Raw genomic sequence first — 26,457 nt, 5'->3', positions numbered from 1 at the left:
GTTGTCTTTTTGTGTTGTTTGTTTTAACATCACTGAAACAATGGTGCGTTTGGATGATAACATTAGCCATTGCAGACGAGTTGCGATACGGATGTGCGGAATACTCAGCGGTTTTTAGTCCCGCCATCACCTTAAAAATTAATTACTATAAGAAGCAGGTTTATGGAAATGACACTCGATAAAAGCCAGCAGAAAAGCAGTTTTCTCCCCATGGCGATAGTGGCAGCACTCTTTTTCATCCTCGGATTCGCAACCTGGTTGAATGGATCCTTGATGCCCTATTTAAAACAAATTTTGCAACTCAATCCCTTCCAAGCCTCATTAATCCTGTTCTCTTTCTACATTGCGGTGACTTTTACCGCGCTGCCCTCGGCGTGGGTTATCCGTAAAGTCGGTTATAAAAATGGTATGGCACTGGGGATGGGCATCATGATGCTCGCAGGCCTATTATTTATTCCTGCGGCTAAGACCCAAATATTTGGCCTGTTTTTATGTGCGCAATTAGTGATGGGCACAGGCCAAACCCTGCTACAAACGGCAGTAAACCCCTACGTGGTTCGCCTTGGACCTGAAGAGTCTGCCGCGGCCCGCGTCAGCGTAATGGGCATTTTGAATAAAGGTGCGGGGGTGATTGCGCCCTTAGTCTTCTCTGCTTTGATTCTAGATAGCTTTAAAGACCGCATTGGCACTACGTTAACCCAAGTGCAAATTGATGAAATGGCAAACAGCTTGGTTTTCCCTTACCTCGGTATGGCAATCTTTATTGGGGTGTTGGCGCTTGCTGTTAAAAAATCGCCTCTACCAGAATTATCTAATGAAGATGAAGTGGCCGAGCACACAGATAAAGGCCAAATCAAGGCTGCTTTGTCCCATCCTAACCTCGCATTTGGGGTTATCGCGCTATTTGTGTACGTGGCCGTTGAGGTGATTGCTGGCGATACTATCGGTACCTTCGCCTTATCGCTCGGGGTTGAGCATTACGGCGTGATGACCTCCTATACAATGGTGTGTATGGTGCTGGGTTATACTTTAGGCATTATCTTGATCCCTCGCTTTATCTCTCAGCCAACGGCACTGATGATTTCGGCGATTCTTGGGCTATTACTGACCTTAGCCATACTGTTTGGGGATAATAATTCCTACGCGATTGCCAATACGCTGTTAGTGCCTTTCGGCGGTGTGGCCTTGCCTGATACCTTACTCTTCATTGCCTTCTTAGGATTAGCCAATGCGATTGTTTGGCCTGCGGTGTGGCCTCTGGCGCTGTCGGGTTTAGGTAAGCTCACCAGCACAGGTTCGGCATTACTCATCATGGGGATTGCGGGTGGTGCTTTTGGTCCACTGTTTTGGGGACTCACGAGTTCGGCCACCGATATGGGGCAGCAGGGCGGTTATATGGTGATGTTACCTTGCTACCTGTTTATTCTCTTCTATGCCGTGAAAGGCCATAAGATGCGTCACTGGTAATCGGTTATCACGCGATGTAAAAAAGCCCTCAACAGAGGGCTTTTTGCTATTTGCTGGGGATTAATTAGAAGGCGTAGCTGACTGTTGCTAATACGGTATCATCGTTTTTCCACACACCGTCAGAGACTTTCTGATCGCCGCTCAAATCGGTGCCAAGCCATGCGAGTGACAGGCCAAATCCCATAAATTCGGTGGATACGCCAACGGAATAATCCGAATAGCTATCAAAGCCTTCACCATCGTCTAAGGCATCGCCTACGTTGTAGCCGTAATGCAGATCGAGGTTCCAGTTTTCAACAAACTCATAGGAGTAATTGATTTCGCCGTAGTGATAATCTAAATCGCTGCCACCGTAATCATTGGTGTACCAATAGGCTACGCGAAAGCCGCTAAACTCGACGCCAGCAGTGACTTCGAAATAGCCGAGATCACTCTCGCCCGAATAGTTATAGCGGTTGAGGGTCACGTCGTAACTGACGTTATCATTGATGTCACCGCCGTAGGCAACATAGAAGTCGTACTCGATATCTGGACCGTTGTAACCAGGCTCATCAAAGTCGACATTACTGGCCCAAGCGCCGACCGAAAATCCCGACTCAAAACTCCAATCGACGCCGCCTTGAACAGCAGGATCGCCCGCAGTTTGCGAGATACCACGGAAGCGATAATCATTGGTTACGCCAATTTCCCCCGACACTTCTGCGGCGGCAATGCCGGAGAATAAACTGGTCGTTAGCGCGAGCCCAACAACTTGTGCCAGCCGCTTTTTATTTAGGTTGTTATTCACGGTATTTCTCCCATTTTCTTGGTTGACACGGATGTACTAAGTTCTTTTAGCTTTTAAAACAGGCTAGTACATTCGTTGCTTTGCCAAACAACAACCCAGGAAACCCCGTAGCTGTGACCTCATGGCGAGTTAAGCTAAATCGCTTTAGCTTGGTTAAACGAGGTAAAAAGCACCCCCTATGAAACTCACTTTTGTTCGAAGATGACATAAACCTTGCGACAGGGCTCAACGACTTGCCACACCCCTTGAAAACCCGCAGGAATAATAAATCGGTCGCCGACAGTGAAGGTTTGTGACTGTCCCTCAAGATCTGTGATGATGCTGGTCCCTTCGAGGATCTCGCAATACTCGTATTCAGTGTAGTTGATTTTCCAAGCACCTGATTCGCTTTGCCAAATTCCACTGTGGAATTGATTACAGGGGCTAGAGTAATGATTCTGTAATTGCTGGGTGGGATTACCAGAGATGCGCTTTTCTGGAGCGACTTGGTAACTTCCCACCGGCGATTGTGCGCTAGCAAAGCGAATGATCGACGTGATGCTCATTGTCATATTGGCTCCCACCGAGGTTATTTCATGGTGGGCATAACAAACTCAGCCTGAGTCTGTTTGCCTACGGGCCAGCGCGCCGTGATGGCTTTACGTTTGGTATAAAAACGTACCCCGTCAGGGCCATGCATATGCAGGGGACCAAAGAGCGAACGTTTCCAGCCCCCAAAGGAGTGGAAGGCCATAGGTACAGGAATGGGCACGTTAACCCCTACCATACCGACCTGCACATGGTGGCAAAAATGTCTGGCAGCCTCACCGCTTTGGGTAAAGATGGCAGTGCCATTGCCAAATTCATGTTGGTTGATAAGCGCCAGTGCGCTGGCATAGTCCTTAACCCGCACAATCGACAGTACTGGGCCGAAGATTTCTTCGCGGTAAATACGCATCTCAGGGGTGACGTTATCGAATAAACAGGCCCCTAAGAAGTAACCCTGCTGATGATCGGCCACGGTTAACTGACGACCGTCCACCACTAAGGTTGCGCCTTCTTGGACGCCAGCGTCGACAAATTCCGTGACTTTGGCGAGGTGTTGGCGGGAGATCAACGGCCCCATTTCCATCTCAGGGGTGAGGCCATTGCCCACTTTTAACTGTTGAATTTGCGGTAATAATTTATCGACTAGCTTGTCGCCCACATCTCCTACGGCCAATACCACCGAAATAGCCATGCAACGCTCGCCCGCACTGCCATAGGCTGCGCCCATGAGGGCACTAACCGCTTGATCTAAATCCGCATCCGGCATCAGTAGCATATGGTTTTTTGCGCCGCCGAGGGCCTGCACCCGTTTACCGTGTCTAGATGCGGTGCTGTAAATGTATTCCGCAATTGGGGTGGAGCCTACAAAGCTGACGGCTTGAATATCTTCATGGCTGAGCAGGGTATCGACGGCCTCTTTATCACCGTTGACCACGTTAAATACCCCCGCAGGGAGACCAGCTTCGGTGAGTAATTCCGCAATACGCATTATCGCGCTTGGGTCTTTTTCCGAAGGTTTCATAATAAAGGTGTTACCGCAGGCAATCGCGATTGGGAACATCCACATGGGAACCATCACGGGGAAGTTAAAGGGCGCTATGCCTGCGACAACACCTAAAGCTTGATTGACTGACCAAGCGTCGACACCACCGCCTACCTGCTCCGTATGCTCCCCTTTGAGCAAGTGTGGGATACCACAGGCAAATTCGACGACTTCGAGGCCGCGGATGAGTTCTCCCCGCGCATCATCGAGCACTTTACCGTGCTCTAAGGTAATCAGTCGCGCCAGCTCATCCATATGTTGCTCGACCAGCGCTTTAAACTTAAATAACACACGAGCACGATTGAGGGGCGTTACCTGTGACCAAGTGTCGAAGGCCGATTTGGCGATAGCAATGGCGGCTGAGACTTCGTCGCGACTCGCGAGGGAGACCTGACCTCGGCATTCTCCCGTAGCGGGTTCGAAAATCTCTTGGCTTCTTGTACTGGCGGCGGTGTGCTCGCCATTCACATAATGAGTCATTGTCAGCATAGGTAACCTTTCAATTGCCCCCAATTTGGGCGTTAGATTAAAAATTGTGCATCATCCTACGGCGCGAATTGCATCGCTTAGGCTGTTAACTATTTGGTCTATTTGGTGTTTCTCTACGATTAACGGTGGGGATATGGCGATAATATCGCCCGTCGCCCGCACGAGCGTGCCTTGATGGAAACAATGCTCGAACACGCTGTAACCGCGTTTACCGACGCCTTGGCTATTCGGCGAGAGTTGGAAGCCTGCGACCAATCCAGTGTTGCGGATATCAATCACATTCGGCAAACCTTTGAGGCTGTGAACGGCATCCTCGAAATAACGCTCAAGTTCGAAGCTGCGTTCAAATAGCTGTTCGTTTTCATAGATGGACAGGGTAGCGAGCGCCGCGGCCGCCGCTACTGGATGCCCTGAATAGGTATAGCCGTGGAAAAACTCGATGAGTTCGGTGGGGCCTTGCATACAGGTATCGTGAATAAAATCCTGCACAAACACGGCGCCCATTGGGATCGCACCATTATTGATGGCCTTGGCCGTAGTGATTATGTCTGGGATAACGCCCCAGCGCTGGCTGGCAAAGGCGGCGCCGACGCGACCAAAGGCAGTAATCACCTCATCAAAAATCAATAGGATGCCGTGTTTTTGGGTGATTTCCCGTAGGCGCTTTAAGTAACCCTGTGGCGGTAAAATCACCCCCGCCGAACCCGACATAGGTTCAACGATAACGGCGGCAATATTCTCAGCGCCGTGGAGTGTGACGAGTTGTTCTAGGACTTCGGCTTTTTCGGCACCAAGGCTAGGTAAGCCACGGCTAAAGGCTGAATTTTGAATATCTAAGGTGTGGGGCAGGTGATCCACGCCTTGCAGCAGTTGGCCACTGAAGGCTTTACGGTTATTGCTCAAGCCCCCCACTGAAATGCCACCAAATCCTACGCCATGATAGCCCAGCTCACGACCAATAAAGCGAGTGCGTGATGCTTGGCCATTGGCTCTGTGGTAACAGAGTGCCATTTTAAGCGCGGTATCGACGGACTCTGATCCCGAGTTGGTAAAGAAGACCTTATTGAGTCCTTCAGGGCTGAGTTCAGTTAACCGTTCGGCGAGTTCGAAGGCGAGGGGATGACCCATTTGGAAGGACGGTGCGTAATCCATCTCGCGAATTTGCTTGCTAACGGCTTCGCTGATCTCACGGCGTCCATGGCCGGCGTTACAACACCACAAGCCAGCCGTTGAGTCTAATACCTTATTGCCATTGATATCCGTGTAATACATGCCTTCTGCTTGGGCGAGCAGGCGAGGGCTGGCTTTAAACTGGCGGTTGGCGGTAAAGGGCATCCAATAATGTTCGAGAGAAGGATGCTCATGCGTTGTGTTGTAGGGTGAATCGGCCATAGTGTTTACCTTGTCCTTTTCCTTGTTAAATGAGGTCAGGTCTTCGTTAAGGGTGGCTAATATTTGCTATGCTATGTTAGAAATAATGAACATGGAAGAGGTGTGTGCAGTTATTTGTGGCAAAAATGCTATTTTTGTAAAAAATATTGAATATTAATGATTGAACAGCGTAATCTAAGCAGCAGTTAACGACTTAGGTCATCTTTGGCATTTGGCCGTCGAGATAGCCCTCATCCCAATAAAGCTAAAATAAACAAATACAAACGATTAAGAGGTCATCATGAGTACACCTAAAAAACGGAGTGATTGGGAAAGCCTCGCTGCTAGCCTAGCAATCAATGGCAAGGCTTATATCAATGGCGAATACCGCGATGCGGCAGCGGGCAGCACTTTTGATTGTGTCAGCCCAATCGACGGACGCGTATTAGCCAAGGTAGCCAGTTGCGATTTGATGGACGCCAATATCGCCGTCGCTAATGCCCGTGAGGTGTTTGAATCTGGCGTATGGTCAAAGACAGCTCCCGTTAAACGTAAGCAAGTGATGATCCGTTTTGCCGAGTTATTGGAAGAAAATGCCAATGAACTCGCCCTGTTAGAAACCTTGGACATGGGTAAGCCAATCCGTTTTTCAAAGGCGGTAGATATTGCCGGCGCCGCCCGTGCTATCCGTTGGTCGGGTGAGGCCGTTGATAAACTCTACGATGAGCTGGCACCTACGGCACATAATGAAATCGGCATGATCACCCGTGAACCGGTTGGCGTGGTGGCGGCGATTGTGCCTTGGAACTTCCCGTTATTGATGGCCTGTTGGAAGCTGGGGCCAGCGCTGGCGACGGGCAACAGCGTTATTCTTAAACCCTCGGAGAAATCCCCCTTAACTGCCATTCGTATCGCTGAACTTGCGGTACAGGCAGGGATCCCTAAGGGCGTGCTAAACGTACTGCCGGGTTATGGGCATACGGTCGGTAAGGCACTGGCGCTGCATATGGATGTCGATACCTTAGTCTTTACTGGTTCAACAAAAATCGCTAAGCAATTAATGATTTATGCGGGCGAATCGAATATGAAGCGGGTGTGGCTCGAAGCTGGCGGTAAGAGCCCGAACATTGTATTTAACGATGCGCCCGATCTCAAAGCGGCGGCGGTGGCGGCCGCCGAAGCCATTGCCTTTAACCAAGGTGAAGTCTGTACCGCAGGCTCGCGTTTGCTGGTGGAGTCTGGAGTTAAAGACCAATTGATTGCGCTGATTGCTGAAGAACTCGCCTCGTGGCAGCCTGGGCATCCTCTGGATCCCGCTACCGTTAGCGGCGCTGTGGTCGATAAGCAGCAATTAGATACCATCTTAAGCTATATCAAGGCGGGTCAAGATGAAGGCGCCAGTTTAGTCCATGGTGGACAACAAGTGCTGGCCGAAACGGGCGGCGTGTATGTGCAGCCCACTATCTTTAGCCAAGTGCACAACAAGATGAAAATCGCCAGCGAGGAAATCTTTGGCCCAGTGTTATCTGTTATTGAATTCAACGGCATGGACGAGGCGATTGCGATAGCCAATGACACCATTTACGGCTTAGCGGCTGGCGTGTGGACGGCGGATATCAGCAAGGCGCACAAAACCGCCAAGGCACTGCGTTCGGGTATGGTGTGGATTAACCATTATGATGGTGGCGATATGACGGCGCCTTTCGGTGGTTATAAACAATCGGGCAATGGCCGCGATAAATCCATGCACTCCTTCGATAAATACACCGAAATCAAGGCGACTTGGATAGTCCTCTAAATCGTTATTACACCCTCTCAAGCCTCTTTACGCCTATGCGAAAGGGGCTTTACTTTTTCTGGTTAACCCTCTAATTAAATGGATAAAGTGCCGCAAGGGTGCCTCTTGGGGATTTTTGCTGTACATTGCTCGGATGATGAACTCATTTGCTAAGGGATGTTCTGTGAGTCTCAAATACTTATCTTTGACCTTAATGCTGCTAGTCACCTTGGCCTTGTCGGGGTGTTCTTCTACCCATTCGGGAAGCTGGCAGGGGTTTACTGAGTCTGGCCAAGCCTCTTTTTACGGCGATAAACATCAAAATAAGAAAACCGCCAGCGGTGAGCGTTATAACCATAAATTAAAAACGGCCGCCCATAAGGAAATTCCTTTTGGTTCAGTGGTTAAAGTGACAAATCTTAAGAATGGTAAAGCGGTTGTGGTTAAGGTCAACGACAGAGGGCCTTTCGTGCGGGGCCGAATTATAGATTTGTCCAAATCCGCATTTAGCAGCATAGGCAATACTTCGGCGGGTTTACTGGATGTCAAAATTGAAGTGATTCAAGCGGCGAGTCAGTAATCGAGTCTCAATGATGTTGCCATGTGTGCTTTACCGAAACAGTATCGGTTCGAATCGTTTGAATAGCGCTTGGGTTTTAGCATGTGCAGCAAAACCCAGGCTGATAAGTCATTATCCCAGTTGGAAATCAGAATAAGGACAGCCAATGGAATATCCTCTCGTAAGTACTCAATGGCTCGAAGAGCACCTCACCTCGTCAGATCTCGTGTTACTCGATTCCAGCATGGCCGTGGTGTTGGGCAAAGAGCCTATCCTCTATTCCGAACCTGTGTGCATTCCGCGCTCGAGGCGCTTTGATGTCGAAACGGATTTTTGCGATAAAACCTCTTCTCAAATCCACGCCTTACCAAGGTTTGAACAGTTTGTAGAAGGCATTGCCAAGCTCGGAATAGACCCGCAAAGCGTGGTGGTTATCTATGATAATCAAGGGATTTATTCATCTCCGCGCGCTTGGTGGATATTCAAGGTGATGGGATTTCACCGTGTCTATGTGCTCGACGGTGGTTTACCCCAATGGATGGCTGAAGACAGAGTCACCTCATCTCGCTATCAGGAAGAAGGGATAGATTATGGTGCAAGCGATAGTGAGGAACTCACTGCCATTTTGGAATATCAGCCTGCCAAGGTGATGGACGCCGAGGCCGTGTTTGCCAAGCTTGATGATAGCGGCAGCGCGATTATCGATGCCCGCGGCGCCGCCCGCTTTTTAGGCCAAGTGAGTGAGCCACGCCCAGGTGTGCGTAGTGGGCATATTCCCCATTCGGTTAATTTACCTTTTGCAGAGGTGCTCGATGGCTTCAAAATCAAAAGTTCGGCCGAATTACAAACCCTGTTTCAAGGGCTTGCTGGCGATAAATCGTTAAGGATTTTCAGCTGTGGTTCGGGCATTACCGCCTGTATCTTAATCTTAGCGTCACTCGCTTCTGGCCATGCCGATGCAGTGCTCTACGATGGCTCATGGGCCGACTGGGGCAGTCGCAGCGATTTACCCATAGCGCAATAGGCGTTGATGGCTGGAGTGCTGTGCAGGATAGCCTGCAGACTCCATTGGCAGTGATATATCCTTTGCCTTATCAAGGAGTTTGCCATGATAACTCGATTGTTCGATAAGCTGATTTTCGGCTTTCTCTTAGTGATTGCGCTGCAACTTCCCCAATTAGCCGATCATTATCAGCAATTTTTGGCAGGGCTCTATACCTCGACTCAATGGCAAGTTGAGGGCTATGAGGCCACGGCGAAGGAATATCACTACGGCGATGTCGAAACCATGATTGCCCGCCATTTGCAAAACGAGGAGCCTAGCGTCAGGGCGGATGCCGAGCAAAAACGCCAGACGCTAGCCCTGTATCAAGCGCTGCAGCAGGGAATGCAGACCTTTGCGCAGGGGAATCTCTTCGAGAAAACCGCCTATATGTTTAATCCAGCTCGTTTTGAATATTTACAGCAAACCATAGTTAACTTTAAGCCCGGCATCCCGTTAACCACCAGTGGGATAGGCTTTGGCGTGCTGGTGGCGCTAATAGTCCATTATCTTGGCTCGGTGCCTTTTATTCTGTGGTCAAGGCGCCGCAAACGCCTTAACTCTGTCCGCGCCATTTAGTGTCGTTGGATAGCTTGCTCGCATATCCAACGACAGGGCAAACCTTAGAATAAGTCTTTAAACCTGTGGTACAGCATACCCGCAGCCAGCATGGGCGAGCGGAATGTGGGGCCGCCGGGGAAGGTCATATGCTTGATTTTGGCAAACACATCAAAATATCCCGCCTGCTGACATATGGCTTCGGCGAGCAGTTTGGCGGCCATATGAGTGGCATTGACGCCGTGGCCTGCGTAGGCTTGGGCGTAAAAAATATTACTCGCATCGGGGAGGCGACCGATTTGGGGCATACGGTTGGCGCCAATGCCTATCATGCCGCCCCATTCGTAATCGATGCGTACGCCTTTTAACTGTGGGAATACCTTCTCAAGGTTCGGCCTGAGCGCTGCTTCAATATCCTTAGGGTCTTTGCCTGAATAAGTACAAAGTCCGCCGAAGAGTAAGCGTCTATCCGCCGATAAGTGGAAGTAATCTAAGGCGATTCGCATGTCTGCAAAGGCCATATTTTGCGGGATAATGCTTTGGCATTGCGCTTCTGTCAGCGGCTCGGTTGCAAGCAAGTAACTCCCCGCGGGCAGTACTTTACCGCCGATGTAGCTATTCAGTTTATGGCCAATATAAGCGTTTCCCGCGAGCACCACATATTGGCAAGTCACTTCGCCTTTTGCCGTTAATACTCGCGGTTTATCCCCTGGAATAATCTTTTCTGCGGCGCTGTATTCAAATAATTGAGCGCCCAATTCTCGGGCAACACGAGCCTCGCCCAAGGCCAAATTCAGCGGATGTAAATGACCGCTGCCCATGTCGACTAGGGCGCCTTGGTAAAACTCAGAGCCGATAACTTCTCCGAGCTGAGACTGAGTTAATAGTTTGATTTCATGCTGATATCCAAGGTGTTTGAGATGGTCGAACTCTTGTTCTAGTTCGACCATATGCCGAGGTTTAACTGCAAGATCGCAATAGCCCATTTGTAAATTGCAATCGATGTGATGGGTCTGGATGCGATTTCGCACTATCTCTACCGCCTCAAACCCCATCTGCTCAATGGCGCTCACGCCTTCTTGGCCTATCTCATTGATAAATTGCGCAGGATCATGGCCAATCCCGCGGATCAGCTCGCCACCATTACGCCCTGAGGCGCCCCAGCCTATGCGCTTGGCCTCGAGTAGCACCACGTTTAGTCCCTTTTGCCGCAGTTCGATAGCTGTGTTAATACCACTGAAACCTCCGCCGATAATGCAAACGTCGGTGCTTACCTTGCCCTCAAGTTGGGGATGAGCGTAAATTTCTTTTGCAGTATCAACATAATAAGACTGGGGATATTGTTCACTATGAACGGGAGGTTTGGTGGTCATTTGAGCTCCAAAAAATTGTTTTTATTGTAAATTGGGCTTGTCCCAGTATACTCATCACACTTTTGTGATACTGCTAAAAAGTGTGCATTTTATTTAACACACTTTTTAGATAGAATACAACGGAAGCGATTAAACTCACGCTTTTAGGGCTAAAATGTGTTTGGGATGATGTTTATCCTGAACAACCTGTTCTTCATCTATCGGGGCAACCGATCCTTTGGGGAGATGCGAAATTTGGATATTGGAGCCAGTCTCAGAACTGTTCGAAAAATGAAAGGCTTATCCCAGCGTGAGCTGGCTAAGCGTGCTGGTGTGACTAACAGTACAATTTCAATGATCGAAAAAAACAGTGTTAGCCCGTCCGTCAGTTCTTTGAAAAAGGTATTGTCGGGTATCCCTATGTCTTTAGTGGATTTTTTCTCGATTGAAGCCTCGATTGAGAGTGAGCAAAAAGTGGTTTATCGCTCCGATGAACTCCTCGATATAGGTACAGGGCCGTTAGAATTTAAGTTGATTGGCCGCGACTTTCCCAATCGTGCCATGTCGGTGATGAGTGAAACCTACCCACCTGGTTCGGATACGGGCGAGGAAATGCTGAAACACGAAGGTGAAGAGGCGGCCATGGTGATCGAAGGCAAATTCGAACTGACCGTTGGCGACGAGGTATATATCTTAGAAGCGGGTGATAGTTACTATTTTAACAGTGAGTTACCCCATAGATTTCGTAACCCTTTCGATGAACCCTGTCGACTGGTCAGTGCAACAACGCCAGCGAATTTCTAATCGCATAGCTAGTCGCATAGTGCTGTCCTAGATTGTCTAGGATGGCGCTATCTTGAGATTTCCCCCTTATCTACCTCGCATCAAACTGGCTTTGGATTACAAAATATTTTTCAAAGTGTAAATAATATTTTTCAAATGACTCTAAATCAGCTCTAATTATCTTTGCCTAATTTTCATCATAAACAACCGCTATAAGCCGATTCTGTTACCCTTAGGCAACACAATACCCCCTAATCTCCTGTATTACATCCCAAAATGCTGTCTTGCAACTAAACGATCATTAACAAGTGTTTAACCTCTTGCCTGAGGTTAAAATTCGGTGTACTGTGTGAAAAAATGAACATTAAAACTTAACATGTTCATTATGCAGTCATTCAAGGTGAAGGTGAGTTATGTCTGTCGAGTTGCCCCTTATTGGTGTTATAGCGTGTAATCAACAATTGGGATCACATCCCTTTAATATTGTTGGTGAAAAATACCTCTTAGGTGTAGTGAATGGTGCTAAGGGCTGGCCCTTAGTGATCCCCTCATTAGGTGCTGAACAACCTATAGAGGCGATTCTAGCAAGTCTCGATGGCATTCTCTTTACTGGTTCGCCTTCGAATGTTGAACCCCATCTCTATGCGGGTGAACCGAGTGAAGTCGGTACTCACCACGATCCCAAACGCGATGCCACCACCTTACCGCTTATACGTGCGGCCATTGCGGCGGGTGTGCCTGTGCTTGGGATTTGTCGTGGCTTTCAAGAGATGAACGTCGCGTTTGGTGGCAGTTTGCATCAGAAGTTGCACGAAGTGGGCGGTTTTATTGAACACAGAGAAGATAAAGAGGCCTCGTTAGAGGTGCAATATGGGCCATCCCACAGTATTACTGTGGAGCCTGGGGGGGTCATTTACGAGGCCTGGGGCCGTAACTCGGCAGAGGTAAACTCTGTACATACTCAGGGCGTGGAGCGTCTTGGGATTGGGTTGCGGCCAGAAGCTTATGCTCCAGATGGTCTAGTGGAGGCCTTCTCCGTTATAGACGCAAATGAATTTGCCCTCGGTGTGCAATGGCATCCTGAATGGAAGGTGAGTGAAAACCCATTTTTCCTCTCTATATTCAATGCCTTTGGTGATGCATGCCGTCGTAGGGCTACAACTCGAGTGAAATAAAATGAATAAGCTAATCGCTTTTTTAAAAGAACGAAAAATCACAGAAGTCGAATGTGTTATCAGCGATATGACAGGTATCGCCCGCGGAAAAATTGCCCCAGTGGATAAGTTCCTCGACGAAAAAGGCATGCGCTTACCCGAAAGCGTGTTGCTGCAAACCGTAACTGGTGACTTTGTCGACGATGATATTTATTACAGTTTGCTCGACGACGCCGACATCGATTTTGTCTGTGTCCCCGATGAAAATGCCGTATTTATGTTGCCTTGGACCATTGAAGCCACAGCGCAAGTGATCCACGATTGCTACGACAGAATGGGCAATCCCATCGAATTATCGCCACGTAACGTATTGAAGAAAGTGCTCTCGCTATACGAGCAAAAAGGCTGGGAGCCAGTTATTGCACCTGAAATGGAGTTTTATCTTACCAGCCGTAGCGATGACCACGATTTACCCCTTAAGCCACCAATTGGTCGCTCGGGCAGACCCGAAGCGGGACGTCAGTCTTTCTCGATTGATGCGGCTAACGAATACGATCCGCTTTTCGAAGATATGTATGACTGGTGTGAGCTGCAAGGTTTAGATATCGATACGCTGATCCACGAAGACGGCCCAGCGCAAATGGAGATTAACTTCAGCCACGGTAATCCATTATCTCTTGCGGATCAGGTGTTTGTGTTTAAGCGCACCCTGCGTGAGGCGGCATTAAAGCACAATGTATGCGCCACCTTTATGGCCAAACCTGTGACCGATGAGCCAGGCAGTGCCATGCACATTCATCAAAGTGTGATTAATAAGGAAACAGGCAAAAATATCTTCACCAATGAAGACGGTACTCAAAGCCCATTATTCCTGAGCTATATCGCTGGTTTACAAAAGTTTATTCCTGAACTCCTGCCGTTGATGGCACCTAACGCCAACTCGTTCCGCCGTTTCTTACCGGGCACCTCTGCGCCGGTTAACTTGGAATGGGGTGTTGAGAACAGAACCTGCGGTCTGCGTATTCCTGAGTCATCACCGCAAAACCGCCGCATTGAAAACCGTATTCCTGGGGCGGATGCAAACTGCTATTTAGCCATCGCGGCGAGCTTACTCTGCGGTTACATCGGTATGGTGGAAGGGTTAAAACCTTCGACACCAGTGCAGGGTAAATCGAACGAAAGCCGTAGCAACAATCCACATTGCCTGCCGTTAACCTTAGAAGAAGCGTTAGCGGCGATGGAAGAGAGCGATGCCTGTAAGGAATATTTAGGTGAAGCCTTTACCACTGGCTTTGTGGCGGTTAAACAGGCCGAGCTTGAAAACTTCCGCCGTGTCGTGAGTTCGTGGGAGCGGGAGTTCCTGTTACTCAGTGTGTAATTTGCACTGTTTTTGTTCAAAACTGTCACGGCCTTAACGGATTTAGGGTCAAGATAGCGGGAATATTTGAACAATCAGTAAAAATGCTCTGCACCAATTCGGTGAGTTTGCTTAACTTTGGTGCAGAGTGCTTTTAAATTGAAGTGCTTACGTATGCTTTACGGTAACTGAGTCGCGCTGTGAAATCTCATTCAATGAACTCAAAGCGATGATGATTTTGTACCTTGGTTGCCAATACATAAATTCAGTTGAATAAAACGATTTGTAACTCGCTGTTAGTTAAGGTTTAAAATGGTTTTCCTGAGATGGTTTCAGCGGTTTTTCTAGGGGCTTGAGGCATTTGCCTGAATGTTGCAAGATGTAGGGCGTACAAATATCTAGTCTTTTTTTGTGCTTGTTAATGCAAGTGGATAAATCGACAAATTTGGCATGAAATCTGATACTCCCATTCATTGCAGCCACCTAGAGATGAAGGCATTATGGTGCTGTAGAGACTGCCGATGCGGTTTTTAAGGTGTAGCATTGGTCGAGAATAACAACAATAACCGAGCAGATGGTCGGTGACACAATTTCAGAATTGTTAAAGGCAATTCTGCTACCCGAGAAAGGAGAAAGCATGAAGCTATTTAATAAGATGACGACTTTGGCTTTAGTAACCGCGGGCGCCCTCGCAAGCGTTGCTGCTCAAGCTGAAGAAGTAGTGCGCGTATATAACTGGTCTGATTATATCGCCGAAGATACCTTAGAAAACTTCAAGAAAGAAACGGGCATTCGGGTGATTTACGATGTGTTTGATAGTAACGAAGTGCTGGAAGCCAAGTTACTGTCTGGCCGCAGTGGTTACGACATCGTGGTTCCATCTAACCATTTCCTCGCTAAACAAATTAAGGCTGGCGCATTCAAGCCGCTAGACCGCTCTAAACTCAGCAACTTTAAAAACCTCAATGCCGATCTGATGAAACAGTTAGAGAAGGCTGATCCTGGTAACCAATATGCTGTACCTTACCTTTGGGGTACCAATGGTATTGGTTACAACATCGATAAAGTGAAAGCCGCGGTAGGTGAAGATGCGCCATTTGATTCAATGGAGCTGATCTTTAACCCAAAATATGCTGAAAAAATCTCTAAGTGTGGCTTTGCTATGCTGGATTCGGCCGATGATATGGTGCCACAGGCGATGATCTATTTAGGTCTTGACCCTAACAGCACGAAAGCCGAAGACTATGAAAAAGCAGGTGAATTACTCGAAAAAATTCGTCCTTACGTGACTTATTTCCACTCATCACGCTATATCTCTGATCTCGCGAACGGGGATATCTGTGTGGCATTCGGCTTCTCAGGTGACGTATTCCAAGCTGCGGCCCGTGCCGATGAAGCGGGTAACGGTAACAAGATTGGTTACTCCATCCCGAAAGAGGGCGCGAACCTGTGGTTCGATATGTTAGCTATCCCTGCGGATGCGGCTAACGTTGAAAATGCTCACAAACTTATCAACTACTTACTTCGCCCTGAAGTGATTGCGCCTATCTCTAACTATGTGGCTTATGCGAACCCTAACGACCCAGCACAGCCTTTAGTTGATGAAGCGATTCGCAATGACCCTGCGATTTATCCGCCAAAAGAAGTGTTGGATAAATTGTATATTGGCGAAATCCGTCCATTGAAAATCCAACGCGTATTAACCCGCGTCTGGACCAAAGTGAAGTCTGGCCAATAATCGAGATGGGGCAAGCATTGCTTGCCCCTTTTAATAGCACAGACATTGCCTTGCTCCTTGAGCATTCGGCCTACAGATTTTATCTCTATTCATTAATTCATTGTGTAAATCTCAAGTATTGAACGCCTTGTCGCATCAATACTCGGGTGGAGAAGTACTATGGCAAGCACCTCGGGCGTCACCAACAAACCCACTACAAAGACGCAAGAAAAAGTCCTGCTTAAGATTGAGCGGGTCAGTAAATTGTTCGACGATGTACGCGCGGTTGACGACGTATCATTGACGATTAATAAAGGTGAGATTTTTGCTTTACTTGGGGGCTCTGGCTCGGGTAAGTCGACCTTATTGCGTATGCTCGCGGGGTTCGAAAGACCGACCTCTGGGCGGATTTTTCTCGATGGTGAAGATATTACCGATTTGCCACCCTACGAACGTCCCATCAACATGATGTTCCAGTCTTATGCGCTCTTTCCCCATATGACGGTCGCGCAAAATATCGCCTTCGGTTTAAAGCAAGATAAGTTACCCAAAGCGGAAATTGAGCAAAGGGTGCAAGAAATGCTCAAGTTGGTGCATATGGAGCAATATGGCAAACGTAAGCCGCATCAGCTTTCCGGCGGTCAGCGTCAACGGGTGGCGTTAGCCCGCTCCCTCGCGAAACGTCCTAAATTATTGCTACTCGATGAGCCTATGGGTGCACTGGATAAAAAGCTGCGTACTCAAATGCAGTTAGAAGTGGTTGAGATTCTTGAGCGTGTTGGCGTGACCTGTGTAATGGTGACCCATGATCAGGAAGAAGCCATGACCATGGCGGGACGCATTTCGATTATGAGCGACGGTTGGATTGCCCAAACTGGCTCACCTATGGACATTTACGAGAGTCCAAACAGCCGCATGATTGCTGAATTTATCGGTTCAGTGAATCTCTTTGGCGGCGAGATTGAAGTGGACGAAGTCGACCATCTCATCATTAAACCCAATGATTTAGCCCAGCCTTTCTATGTGGGTTACGGGGTAACGACCAGTGCCGAAGAAAAGCATGTGTGGTTAGCGGTACGCCCCGAAAAAACCATTATCAGCCGTGAGCAACCCGAGGGCGAGTACAACTGGGCCAAGGGTATAGTGCACGACATCGCCTACTTAGGTGGCATTTCGGTGTACTACATTCGCCTCGAGAATGGCCAAATAGTGCAATGCAGTATGACCAACCGTGAACGCCGTGCCGACCATGCGACATGGGACGATGAAGTGTTCATCAGCTGGGAGGACACCAGTGGCGTGGTGTTAAGATCATGAAGATGAAGTCAAAACTAAAATGGCTTAAGGGACGTTTCTGGACGATTAGCTTCCCCTATGCTTGGCTGTTGTTGTTCTTCGCCTTGCCCTTTGCCATTGTTCTTAAGATCAGTTTTTCGACGGCGGCGATTTCGATTCCGCCCTACGAGGCGACCTTCCAATATGCGGATGATGTATTAAACATCTTTCTGCATTTAGGTAACTATTTGATGTTACTTGATGATTCGCTATATTACACCGCGTATCTCAGTTCATTAAAAATGGCGCTCATTTCGACCATTGGCTGTTTGATCATTGGTTATCCCATGGCCTATGCCATTGCCCGGGCGCCAGCAAGGTTGCAAACCGTGTTGTTGTTATTGGTGATGTTACCTTCTTGGACCTCGTTCTTAATCCGCGTTTATGCTTGGATGGGGATCTTAAGTAACACGGGGATTATCAATAACACATTGATGTGGTTAGGAGTCATTTCTGAGCCATTGCAAATCTTAAACACTAACATCGCCGTCTATATCGGGATTATCTACGCCTATTTGCCCTTTATGATTTTGCCGCTGTACGCGACCTTAGTGAAGTTAGATATGAGCCTGATTGAGGCTGCATCTGACTTAGGGTCGAGCCGTTTAAATACCTTCTGGAAAATCACTTTCCCATTATCTAAGAGCGGGGTGATTGCAGGTTCTATGCTGGTGTTTATTCCTGCGGTAGGGGAGTTTGTGATCCCTGAGCTGCTCGGCGGCCCAGATTCTCTGATGATAGGTAAAGTGCTGTGGCAGGAATTCTTCAATAACCGTGACTGGCCTGTGGCCTCATCACTGGCGATTGTGATGCTGGCACTCTTGATTATTCCTATTACCTTATTCCATCGCTATCAGGCGCGTAGTTTGGAGAAAGACCTATGAAAAAGCTGAGTTTTTCTTCGGTGATGCTGTGGTTCGGCTTGTTCTTCTTGTACGCACCTATGTTGATCCTCGTGATTTATTCTTTTAACGAATCTAAGTTAGTGACAGTGTGGGGCGGGTTTTCACCTAAATGGTACGGTGAGTTATTTGCCGATCAGCAAATTCTCGATGCGGTGTGGACCAGCCTTCGGATTGCGTTTTATAGCTCAACCATGGCGGTGATTATCGGCACTATGGCTGCCTTTGTGATGACGCGGTTTAAGCGCTCTTGGGCCAAGCTCACGTTGTCGAACATGATCACTGCGCCTTTGGTTATGCCTGAGGTGATCACGGGTCTGTCATTGTTGTTGCTGTTTGTGCATATGGCGGATCTCTTAGGTTGGCCGAAAGAGCGCGGCATGGTGACCGTTTGGATTGCCCACTCGACCTTCTGTGCGGCCTATGTGGCTGTGGTGGTGTCGTCAAGATTGCGTGAGTTAGACATGTCAATCGAAGAGGCGGCAATGGATTTAGGCGCAACGCCGCTTAAGACCTTCTTCCTGATCACTGTGCCCATGATTTCACCGGCATTAGTGGCGGGCTGGTTGTTATCCTTTAGTCTGTCACTCGATGACTTAGTGATCGCAAGCTTTGCCTCAGGCCCAGGCGCGACCACCTTACCTATGGTGGTGTTCTCCTCGGTGCGTTTGGGGGTATCGCCTAAGATCAACGCCTTGGCAACTCTTATCATTCTATGTGTGTCGTTAATCGCTTTCTTGTCATGGTATATGGCAAGACGCGCCGAAAAACGTGAGCGTATGCCACTGAACTAATAAGTGGTGCTATAACACAGAGCGAACAAACACTGAGTTGTCTTCTCTCGCTAGAAGGATGGCCTTGATTGCCAAGGCCATCCTTCTCTCAGCCCTCCAAGTCTTCTTATCTGTGCCTCCACAGTAATTTTCAAATCCGTTTAAGGCATCAAGGATACTTTGTTTGAAATATCAAACATTGTGTAAATTATTGTGCTTTTATGGCTAGTGTTTCCCGATTTGAAGGTGTAGGATGTGATAGTTGTTTAAAATAATGAACATAAAAATCAAGGGAACATCATGTCAGCCATACCTCACACTGGATCATATTATGCGGCATCGGCCAACGATAAGGTTGAGCGCGCGCGTTTACAGGAATCGATTGAAGCCGATGTTTGTGTGATTGGCGCGGGGTACACAGGCCTGTCTGCCGCACTGCATTTACTCGAATTGGGTTTTAGTGTGGTGGTGCTCGAAGCGGCGCGAATTGGCTGGGGAGCCTCGGGGCGTAATGGCGGACAAATCGTCAACAGCTATAGCCGTGACATTGATACCATTGAAAAAACCGTCGGCAAAGAACAAGCCAAGCTTTTTGGACAAATGGCCTTCGAGGGCGGACGCATCATCCGTGAACGTATCGCTAAGTACAACATTGACTGCGATCTAAAGGATGGCGGTGTATTTGCGGCGATGAACGAAAAGCAAATGGGCCATTTACGCCATCAAAAGCAGTTATGGGAAAGCCATGGTCACGTGGGCAAGCTGGAGCTGCTCGATGCAAACAGCATTCGCTCTGTGGTAAATACTGAGCGCTATGTCGGCGGTATGTTAGATAAGAGCGGCGGCCATATTCATCCGCTGAATTTAGCCTTGGGTGAAGCCCGCGCGGTAGAATCCCTCGGCGGAAAGATTTTTGAAGACTCAGCTGTATTGCGGGTCGATGAAGGCGATAGCCCTGTGGTGCACACCGCTAAGGGCAGCGTAAAAGCCAAGTTTGTGGTGGTGGCGGGAAACGCTTACCTCGGTAAACTTATGCCTGAATTACAAGCTAAATCAATGCCCTGTGGCACTCAGGTGATCACTACAGAACCCTTAGACGAAGAGTTGGCTGCAAGTCTGTTGCCCCAAGACTACTGCGTCGAAGATTGTAACTATCTGCTTGATTATTTCAGGCTGTCTGGCGATAAGCGTCTGATCTACGGTGGTGGTGTTGTTTATGGTGCCCGCGACCCTGCGGATATCGAATCCCTGATTATCCCGAATATGCTCAAAACTTTCCCACAGTTAAAAGGGGTTAAGGTTGATTACGCTTGGACGGGTAACTTTTTATTGACCTTATCGCGTTTACCACAGGTCGGCCGTATTGGTAAAAATATCTATTATTCACAGGGTTGTAGTGGCCATGGCGTCACTTATACCCACTTGGCAGGCAAGTTAATTGCCGAAATGCTCAATGGTCAAGCCACGCGTTTCGATGCTTTTGCAGCGCTGCCCCATTATCCCTTCCCCGGCGGTCACGCCTTACGTGTGCCTTTTAGTGCGCTGGGGGCATGGTATTACAGTCTAAGAGATAAATTAGGTATCTAATTTATTTGAATTTTTTATACGAGGTAAGGCATTACCTCGCCGCGAGAGGAATTTCCTGTGTTGTTAAAAGACCCGAGTCTGCTGCGTCAGCAATGTTATATCAATGGTCAGTGGTGCGATGCACAGTCAAAAGAAACTGTCGCTATCGCCAATCCCGCGACGGGCGCGGTGATCGCCAGTGTCCCTGTGATGGGGCAAGCCGAAACTCAAGCGGCGATAGCGGCAGCCGAAGCAGCCTTGCCCGCATGGCGAGCGCTTACCGCAAAAGAGCGTGGTGCTAAGCTGCGTCGCTGGTTTGAATTACTCAATGAAAACAGTGATGACTTAGCGCTAATGATGACCACTGAGCAGGGCAAACCCCTCGCCGAAGCTAAGGGTGAAGTCACCTACGCCGCCTCCTTTATTGAATGGTTCGCCGAAGAGGCGAAACGCGTCTATGGCGATACGATTCCAGGGCATCAGGGCGATAAACGCATCATGGTGATCAAGCAGCCCGTGGGCGTGACTGCGGCTATTACTCCTTGGAACTTCCCTGCGGCGATGATCACCCGCAAAGCCGCGCCAGCACTGGCAGCTGGTTGTACTATGGTGGTGAAACCTGCGCCGCAAACGCCTTTTACCGCATTAGCCTTAGCCGTGCTTGCCGAGCGCGCAGGGATCCCTGCGGGTGTGTTCAGTGTGATCACTGGTGATGCTATCGGCATTGGTAATGAGATGTGTAGTAACCCAGTCGTGCGTAAGTTGTCTTTTACTGGCTCGACCCAAGTGGGTATTAAGTTAATGGAGCAATGCGCGCCGACTCTGAAGAAATTATCTTTAGAATTAGGTGGTAACGCACCATTTATCGTATTCGACGATGCCAATATCGATGCGGCGGTTGAAGGCGCCATGATCGCTAAGTATCGCAATGCGGGGCAAACCTGTGTCTGCGCTAACCGCATCTATGTCCAAGCGGGTGTGTATGACGAATTTGCTCGCAAGCTCAGCATTGCCGTGGGTAAATTAAAGGTCGGTGAGGGGATTACTGAAGGCGTCACTACAGGACCGCTTATCAATCGCGCGGCGGTCGAAAAAGTCCAGAGTCATCTTGAGGATGCGCTCAGTAAAGGGGCGACAGTAGTCGCGGGCGGTAAGCCCCATAGCTTAGGCGGCAACTTCTTCGAGCCCACGGTACTGACGCATGTCGATAGCAGTATGCGCGTGGCCCGTGAAGAAACCTTTGGCCCACTGGCGCCGCTGTTTAAGTTTACCGATGTGGACGATGTGATTAAGCAAGCCAATGATACCGAGTTTGGGTTAGCGGCTTATTTTTATGGCCGTGATATTTCCTTAGTGTGGAAAGTGGCCGAGGCATTGGAATACGGCATGGTAGGCGTCAACACTGGGTTGATCTCCACCGAAGTCGCGCCGTTTGGCGGAATGAAATCCTCAGGGCTCGGCCGAGAAGGCTCTAAGTACGGCATCGAAGAATATTTAGAAATCAAATATATCTGTATGTCTGTTTAAGTGACTGACGCTTGACAGGCAATGCGACTTCAGCAAGTTGGGAATGCAAGTAAGGAACACAAAATGAGCACAACTAATGATTCATTAATGGCACGTCGCCAAGCCGCTGTAGCTGGTGGAGTGGGTCAAATTCACCCAATTTTTACTGCCCGCGCTGAAAACGCGAGTGTGTGGGATGTTGAAGGTCGAGAGTTTATCGACTTTGCCGGTGGTATTGCTGTGCTCAACACTGGGCATTTACATCCTAAGGTTAAGGCGGCTGTTGCGGCGCAGCTTGAGGACTTCTCCCACACCTGTTTTATGGTGCTGGGTTATGAAAGCTATATTCAAGTCTGTGAAAAACTGAATCAGTTAGTGCCGGGGGATTTTGCCAAGAAGACAGCCTTATTTACCAGCGGCTCAGAAGCGGTTGAAAATGCAGTTAAAGTTGCTCGGGCATACACTAAGCGGGCGGGCGTGATTGCCTTTACCTCGGGTTACCATGGTCGTACTATGGCGGCACTGGCGTTAACGGGAAAGGTTGCGCCTTACAGTAAAGGTATGGGGTTAATGTCGGCTAATGTGTTCCGCGCTGAGTTTCCCTGTGCGCTACACGGCGTGTCCGATGATGATGCGATGGCGTCTATCGAACGCATCTTTAAAAATGATGCGGAGCCAAGTGATATTGCCGCAATTATTCTCGAACCTGTGCAGGGCGAAGGCGGGTTTTATGCCGCTTCGCCAGCCTTTATGCAACGTTTACGTGCACTTTGTGACCGCGAAGGCATTATGCTTATCGCCGATGAAGTGCAAACGGGGGCGGGTCGCACGGGGACCTTCTTCGCGATGGAGCAAATGGGCGTGAGCGCCGATATCACCACCTTTGCGAAATCCATTGCTGGTGGTTTCCCACTCTCAGGTATTACGGGTAAAGCTGAAGTCATGGATGCTATTGGTCCCGGTGGCCTTGGCGGCACCTACGGTGGTAACCCGCTGGCCTGTGTGGCGGCGCTTGCTGTACTTGAGGTGTTTGAAGAGAAAAAGCTGCTTGAGCGTGCCAATGCGATTGGCGAGCGGATTAAGTCGGCGTTAAATACCATGCAAGTCGAACATCCACAAATTGCCGATGTGCGTGGTCTAGGGGCGATGATCGCCATTGAATTAATGGAAGATGGCAAACCTGCACCTCAGTACTGTGCTCAAATCTTAGCCGAAGCAAGAAACCGAGGATTGATTCTCCTCTCCTGCGGCACCTACGGAAACGTGCTGCGGATTTTGGTGCCATTGACAGTGCCAGACGAGCAGCTTGGAGCGGGGCTGGGCATTCTTAAGGCCTGCTTCGATGCCGTGTTAAAAGGTTAACAGAGATAAAAAATCCCGCTTAGGCGGGATTTTTTATGGCGTGGTTTAACGCTTAATTTCCTTTAATTTCCATCAGGATTTGCAGTGCTCGCTCACGTTTGTCCTGATCATACAAATCGTTGGTAAAGATAAACTCATCGACACCTAGTTCTTTCACTATCATCTCTAAGCGGTGCTTGATTGTGGTGGGGCCACCGGTGACGGATAAGCCTAAGAAGTTATCGACATAGGTTTTTTCCTGCTCGCTCCATAGGCCATCCATGCTATGCACGGGGGGCTTTAACCAAAGCGCCTCACCACGGATCAGCGCAAGTACCCGTTGCTTGGAGGTGGTACTCAAGTATTCGGCTTTGGCATCTGTCTCGGCGGCGATAAGCGGCAGGCCAAGCATGACATAGGGCTTATCCGACACCTTAGATGGCTTAAAGTCGCGGCGGTAAATCTCAATCGCATCGTAGAGGAACCTTGGTGCAAAATGCCCTGCAAAGACATAGGGTAAGCCGCGCTGTGCCGCAAGCTGGGCGCTAAACAGGCTAGAGCCAAGTAGCCATATCGGCACATGGGTGCCTTCGCCGGGAATCGCTCTCACGGGATGATGGCCATTGTAGTCGCCGAGTAAGGTTTGTAACTCGCTCACCTCGGCGGGAAATTGCTCCGCGCGGCTCATATCGCGGTTAAGGGCGCGACTGGTGATTTGATCGCTCCCAGGGGCGCGGCCAAGCCCTAAATCGATACGGCCAGGATAAAGACTCTCGAGCGTACCAAACTGCTCGGCAACCACTAGGGGCGCATGGTTGGGCAGCATAATCCCACCCGCGCCGACGCGAATGCGTTTAGTATTCTCGGCAATATAGCCAATTAATACCGATGTCGCGGCGCTGGCGATACCGGGCATATTGTGGTGCTCGGCAAACCAGAAACGATTAAAGCCTAAGTCATCGGCCACCTTAGCGTATTGCAGGCTGGCGCGTAGCGTGTCTCCGATACTGGCGCCATAGCGAACAGGGGCAAGCTCTAACAGTGAAAAGGGAATCTCCGCCAGGGGAGATTTAGCCGCGGGCACAGCCTGCGATGGGATGACAGATGATGTTGAAGTAGATGATGTAGCCATAAATTAAGCGCCTCTTAGCGTGTGTCAGCCCTGTAGCAACGGCTTTATTTGTCTCCCACGGATGAATGTGGTGGGCGCTAAAGCGATTGTTCTGTCAGTGCTGATGGAGTCTTACCCTAGGATATGGTGACGTATCAACGATAAACAAGCTCAAGGCTTTAGCTTAACACTGAGTTAAAATTGGAACCGAACATCTTAGTTTTGCAAACAGGGGTGAAAGCCTTATCCCAAGCCGATGCATGAAAAATCAGCACAGAAAGTTCAGATTGTTTGGTGATGAGCAGTAACCTAAAGGTATAAAAAAACTGCCGCAAGCGGGGCTTGTCGGCAGTTTTTATTGCTCACATATGACTTATGTGAATGAAGGATTATTGCTCGGCTTTCACATCACGTAGTGAGGCCGCCGCGTTATCTTCAATACTGTTATGGGCGTGATGACTTTCGGTCAAACGGCGCATCAGTGGTAATACGGCTAAGGCGATAAAAGTACAAACCACGGCTGCAATACCTAATTTATTGAATAGATTGGTATAGACGGGCAGAGTTTGCAGTGGATCGACTAAGTCCTGTGGCACGCTGGCAAAGTTTGCCACAACGCCGCCCAAGTACTGGGAAATACCCGATGCCACGAAATACGCGCCCATCATAAAGCCGCCCATGCGAGCCGGTACGTAGCGGGCGATCATGGCTAAACCAAGACCACTCACCAGCAGTTCGCCGAGTGAGTAAGAGGCATAACCCCAGATCATTACCCAAGAAGAGGTTTTACCCTCAACGGCAAATTGTCCTGCAAATCCGTAGATAAAGAAGCCAATCGCGACAACCGCAAAACCTAAAGCGAACTTAGCGGCAATCGAAAAGTCTTTATTATTACGACCAGCCCATGAATAACTCCAAGCCAACACTGGGCTTAACACCATGATCCAGATTGGGTTAAGTGCTTGGAACTGTGCAGGAGACCAAGTCCATAAATGGGTACCAAAGACTTGGAAATCCCAATCGACGTTACGCAGCGCAAACAGGGCCAGCGAAGTCGACATTTGTTGATAGAAGATAAAGAAGAAGACGGTTTGCACTGTGAGGATAAGCGCTGCGATAAGGCCTGCACGCTCACTTGGCTCACTGGTACGAATTAAGTGGAAGAAAATCCCTAATACTGCCACACCCGCGGCATACACGAATACTCGGGCAACATCTTCATATTCAAGAATAATGGCCGAAGCAACAACGGAAAGTGCCGCTAATATCAATACGATCACAAGATTCTTTTTGTTGACGGGGCGAGTATCAGGCTCTGAACCATAGTTGGCGAGGCTCTTATACATCAGGGCATAGTTACCTAAGCCGACGATTAGGCCCACACAGCACACGGCAAAAGCGGCATGCCAGCCAAATTCGTTACCATATTGCGCGTTAACATAGTCCTTAATCCAAGGCGTTAACAGCATAGAGAAAGTTGAACCTACGTTTACCGCCATGTAGTAGATGGTAAAGGCGCTATCGATTTTAGAATCGTCACCTTCGTAAATCTTACGGACTAAGTTACCGGCATTGGGTTTAAATAGGCCGTTACCGACCACAATCACCCCAAGAGCGGAGAACATAAACCAAGTGTTTTCGGTCGGCACTGTCATCAGGGCATAGCCGACAGATAAAATCCCCGCACCGAGCAACATAGTGCGTTTGGTGCCGAGAATTTTATCCCCAACCCAACCACCTATGGCTGGCGACACGTAAATCAGCGCCGCACAGGCACTCCAAACTAAGTTTGCACGGGAGTCATCAAAGCCAAGACGCTGTACCATAAAGTACACGATCAGCGCTTGCATGCCGTAATAACCAAAACGTTCCCATAATTCGATAAGTGACACAGTCATAAACGAATGTGTCTTGCTTACCTGATTGGTACCAAGAGTCAT

The 26,457-nt window shown here is 48.9% G+C and carries 22 protein-coding genes; 15 read left to right on the top strand and 7 right to left on the bottom strand.

Annotated elements, in window-relative coordinates:
- The first annotated feature begins 168 nt into the window (after nucleotides 1-168).
- Entirely contained in the window at nucleotides 169-1,467 is a 1,299-nt protein-coding gene (locus N5E87_RS15780) for a sugar MFS transporter (protein WP_086903136.1), read from the top strand.
- A 64-nt stretch (nucleotides 1,468-1,531) separates the two neighbouring features.
- On the opposite strand, the gene N5E87_RS15775 is transcribed toward N5E87_RS15780, so the two are convergent.
- The 4 genes from N5E87_RS15775 to N5E87_RS15760 all read right to left on the bottom strand — a co-directional run bounded on the left by N5E87_RS15775 (nucleotide 1,532) and on the right by N5E87_RS15760 (nucleotide 5,705).
- A complete protein-coding gene (locus N5E87_RS15775) occupies nucleotides 1,532-2,254 on the bottom strand; it encodes a TorF family putative porin (protein ID WP_086903095.1) in 723 nt (240 codons plus the stop codon).
- Between the two features lie 185 nt (nucleotides 2,255-2,439).
- Nucleotides 2,440-2,805 (bottom strand): cupin domain-containing protein, encoded by a 366-nt coding sequence (locus N5E87_RS15770; RefSeq protein WP_086903096.1) that lies wholly within the window; start codon nucleotides 2,803-2,805, stop codon nucleotides 2,440-2,442.
- Nucleotides 2,806-2,822: 17 nt separating this feature from the next.
- Entirely contained in the window at nucleotides 2,823-4,313 is a 1,491-nt protein-coding gene (locus N5E87_RS15765) for a CoA-acylating methylmalonate-semialdehyde dehydrogenase (protein WP_086903097.1), read from the bottom strand.
- A 51-nt stretch (nucleotides 4,314-4,364) separates the two neighbouring features.
- Nucleotides 4,365-5,705 (bottom strand): aspartate aminotransferase family protein, encoded by a 1,341-nt coding sequence (locus N5E87_RS15760; protein WP_086903098.1) that lies wholly within the window; start codon nucleotides 5,703-5,705, stop codon nucleotides 4,365-4,367.
- Between the two features lie 280 nt (nucleotides 5,706-5,985).
- Between N5E87_RS15760 and N5E87_RS15755 the strand changes: the two genes are divergently transcribed.
- The 4 genes from N5E87_RS15755 (at nucleotide 5,986) to N5E87_RS15740 (ending at nucleotide 9,641) form a co-directional block, all read left to right on the top strand.
- Nucleotides 5,986-7,482: an aldehyde dehydrogenase gene (locus N5E87_RS15755; protein ID WP_086903099.1), complete on the top strand. Its 1,497-nt coding sequence runs from the start codon at nucleotides 5,986-5,988 to the stop codon at nucleotides 7,480-7,482.
- 136 nt (nucleotides 7,483-7,618) lie between these two features.
- Complete coding sequence (locus tag N5E87_RS15750; protein ID WP_086903137.1) at nucleotides 7,619-8,041, top strand: septal ring lytic transglycosylase RlpA family protein; 423 nt, start codon at nucleotides 7,619-7,621, stop codon at nucleotides 8,039-8,041.
- A 145-nt stretch (nucleotides 8,042-8,186) separates the two neighbouring features.
- Complete coding sequence (locus tag N5E87_RS15745; protein ID WP_086903100.1) at nucleotides 8,187-9,044, top strand: sulfurtransferase; 858 nt, start codon at nucleotides 8,187-8,189, stop codon at nucleotides 9,042-9,044.
- 84 nt (nucleotides 9,045-9,128) lie between these two features.
- Entirely contained in the window at nucleotides 9,129-9,641 is a 513-nt protein-coding gene (locus N5E87_RS15740) for a DUF2937 family protein (RefSeq protein ID WP_086903101.1), read from the top strand.
- A gap of 44 nt (nucleotides 9,642-9,685) precedes the next feature.
- Here N5E87_RS15740 and N5E87_RS15735 read toward each other — a convergent pair whose 3' ends face one another.
- On the bottom strand, nucleotides 9,686-10,993 hold the full coding sequence (locus tag N5E87_RS15735; RefSeq protein ID WP_086903102.1) for an FAD-binding oxidoreductase: 1,308 nt from the start codon (nucleotides 10,991-10,993) through the stop codon (nucleotides 9,686-9,688).
- 234 nt (nucleotides 10,994-11,227) lie between these two features.
- Between N5E87_RS15735 and N5E87_RS15730 the strand changes: the two genes are divergently transcribed.
- The 10 genes from N5E87_RS15730 (at nucleotide 11,228) to gabT (ending at nucleotide 23,427) form a co-directional block, all read left to right on the top strand.
- The gene (locus N5E87_RS15730) at nucleotides 11,228-11,776 is read left to right on the top strand and encodes a cupin domain-containing protein (RefSeq protein WP_039977919.1); all 549 of its coding nucleotides are present in this window, start codon (nucleotides 11,228-11,230) and stop codon (nucleotides 11,774-11,776) included.
- 392 nt (nucleotides 11,777-12,168) lie between these two features.
- A complete protein-coding gene (locus N5E87_RS15725) occupies nucleotides 12,169-12,930 on the top strand; it encodes a gamma-glutamyl-gamma-aminobutyrate hydrolase family protein (RefSeq protein ID WP_011623669.1) in 762 nt (253 codons plus the stop codon).
- Nucleotide 12,931: 1 nt separating this feature from the next.
- Entirely contained in the window at nucleotides 12,932-14,287 is a 1,356-nt protein-coding gene (locus tag N5E87_RS15720; protein WP_011623668.1) for a glutamine synthetase family protein, read from the top strand.
- A gap of 616 nt (nucleotides 14,288-14,903) precedes the next feature.
- A complete protein-coding gene (locus N5E87_RS15715; RefSeq protein ID WP_041408839.1) occupies nucleotides 14,904-16,004 on the top strand; it encodes a polyamine ABC transporter substrate-binding protein in 1,101 nt (366 codons plus the stop codon).
- Between the two features lie 159 nt (nucleotides 16,005-16,163).
- Nucleotides 16,164-17,300, top strand: a complete 1,137-nt coding sequence (gene potA / locus N5E87_RS15710) for a polyamine ABC transporter ATP-binding protein (protein WP_011623666.1) — start codon at nucleotides 16,164-16,166, stop codon at nucleotides 17,298-17,300.
- On the top strand, nucleotides 17,297-18,202 hold the full coding sequence (locus tag N5E87_RS15705) for an ABC transporter permease subunit (protein ID WP_011623665.1): 906 nt from the start codon (nucleotides 17,297-17,299) through the stop codon (nucleotides 18,200-18,202). The genes potA and N5E87_RS15705 overlap by 4 nt, the downstream gene beginning before the upstream one ends.
- Nucleotides 18,199-19,014 (top strand): ABC transporter permease subunit, encoded by an 816-nt coding sequence (locus N5E87_RS15700; protein ID WP_011623664.1) that lies wholly within the window; start codon nucleotides 18,199-18,201, stop codon nucleotides 19,012-19,014. The genes N5E87_RS15705 and N5E87_RS15700 overlap by 4 nt, the downstream gene beginning before the upstream one ends.
- A 279-nt stretch (nucleotides 19,015-19,293) precedes the next feature.
- Nucleotides 19,294-20,580: an FAD-binding oxidoreductase gene (locus N5E87_RS15695; protein WP_086903103.1), complete on the top strand. Its 1,287-nt coding sequence runs from the start codon at nucleotides 19,294-19,296 to the stop codon at nucleotides 20,578-20,580.
- 57 nt (nucleotides 20,581-20,637) lie between these two features.
- Complete coding sequence (gabD, locus tag N5E87_RS15690; protein WP_086903104.1) at nucleotides 20,638-22,086, top strand: NADP-dependent succinate-semialdehyde dehydrogenase; 1,449 nt, start codon at nucleotides 20,638-20,640, stop codon at nucleotides 22,084-22,086.
- Between the two features lie 63 nt (nucleotides 22,087-22,149).
- Entirely contained in the window at nucleotides 22,150-23,427 is a 1,278-nt protein-coding gene (gene gabT, locus N5E87_RS15685) for a 4-aminobutyrate--2-oxoglutarate transaminase (RefSeq protein ID WP_086903105.1), read from the top strand.
- 52 nt (nucleotides 23,428-23,479) lie between these two features.
- Here the strand turns inward: gabT and N5E87_RS15680 are convergent, their stop codons facing one another.
- Together N5E87_RS15680 and N5E87_RS15675 are read right to left on the bottom strand one after the other, a co-directional pair.
- Nucleotides 23,480-24,538: an LLM class flavin-dependent oxidoreductase gene (locus N5E87_RS15680; protein ID WP_224020880.1), complete on the bottom strand. Its 1,059-nt coding sequence runs from the start codon at nucleotides 24,536-24,538 to the stop codon at nucleotides 23,480-23,482.
- 368 nt (nucleotides 24,539-24,906) lie between these two features.
- Nucleotides 24,907-26,457, bottom strand: coding sequence for a peptide MFS transporter (locus N5E87_RS15675; RefSeq protein WP_086903106.1), 1,551 nt, complete (start codon nucleotides 26,455-26,457; stop codon nucleotides 24,907-24,909).

The organism is Shewanella sp. GD03713, from assembly GCF_029843705.1.
Classification (GTDB): Bacteria; Pseudomonadota; Gammaproteobacteria; order Enterobacterales; family Shewanellaceae; genus Shewanella.
The sequence above is the reverse complement of the archived record's forward strand: the minus strand, read 5'-3'. Positions and strand labels throughout refer to the sequence as shown.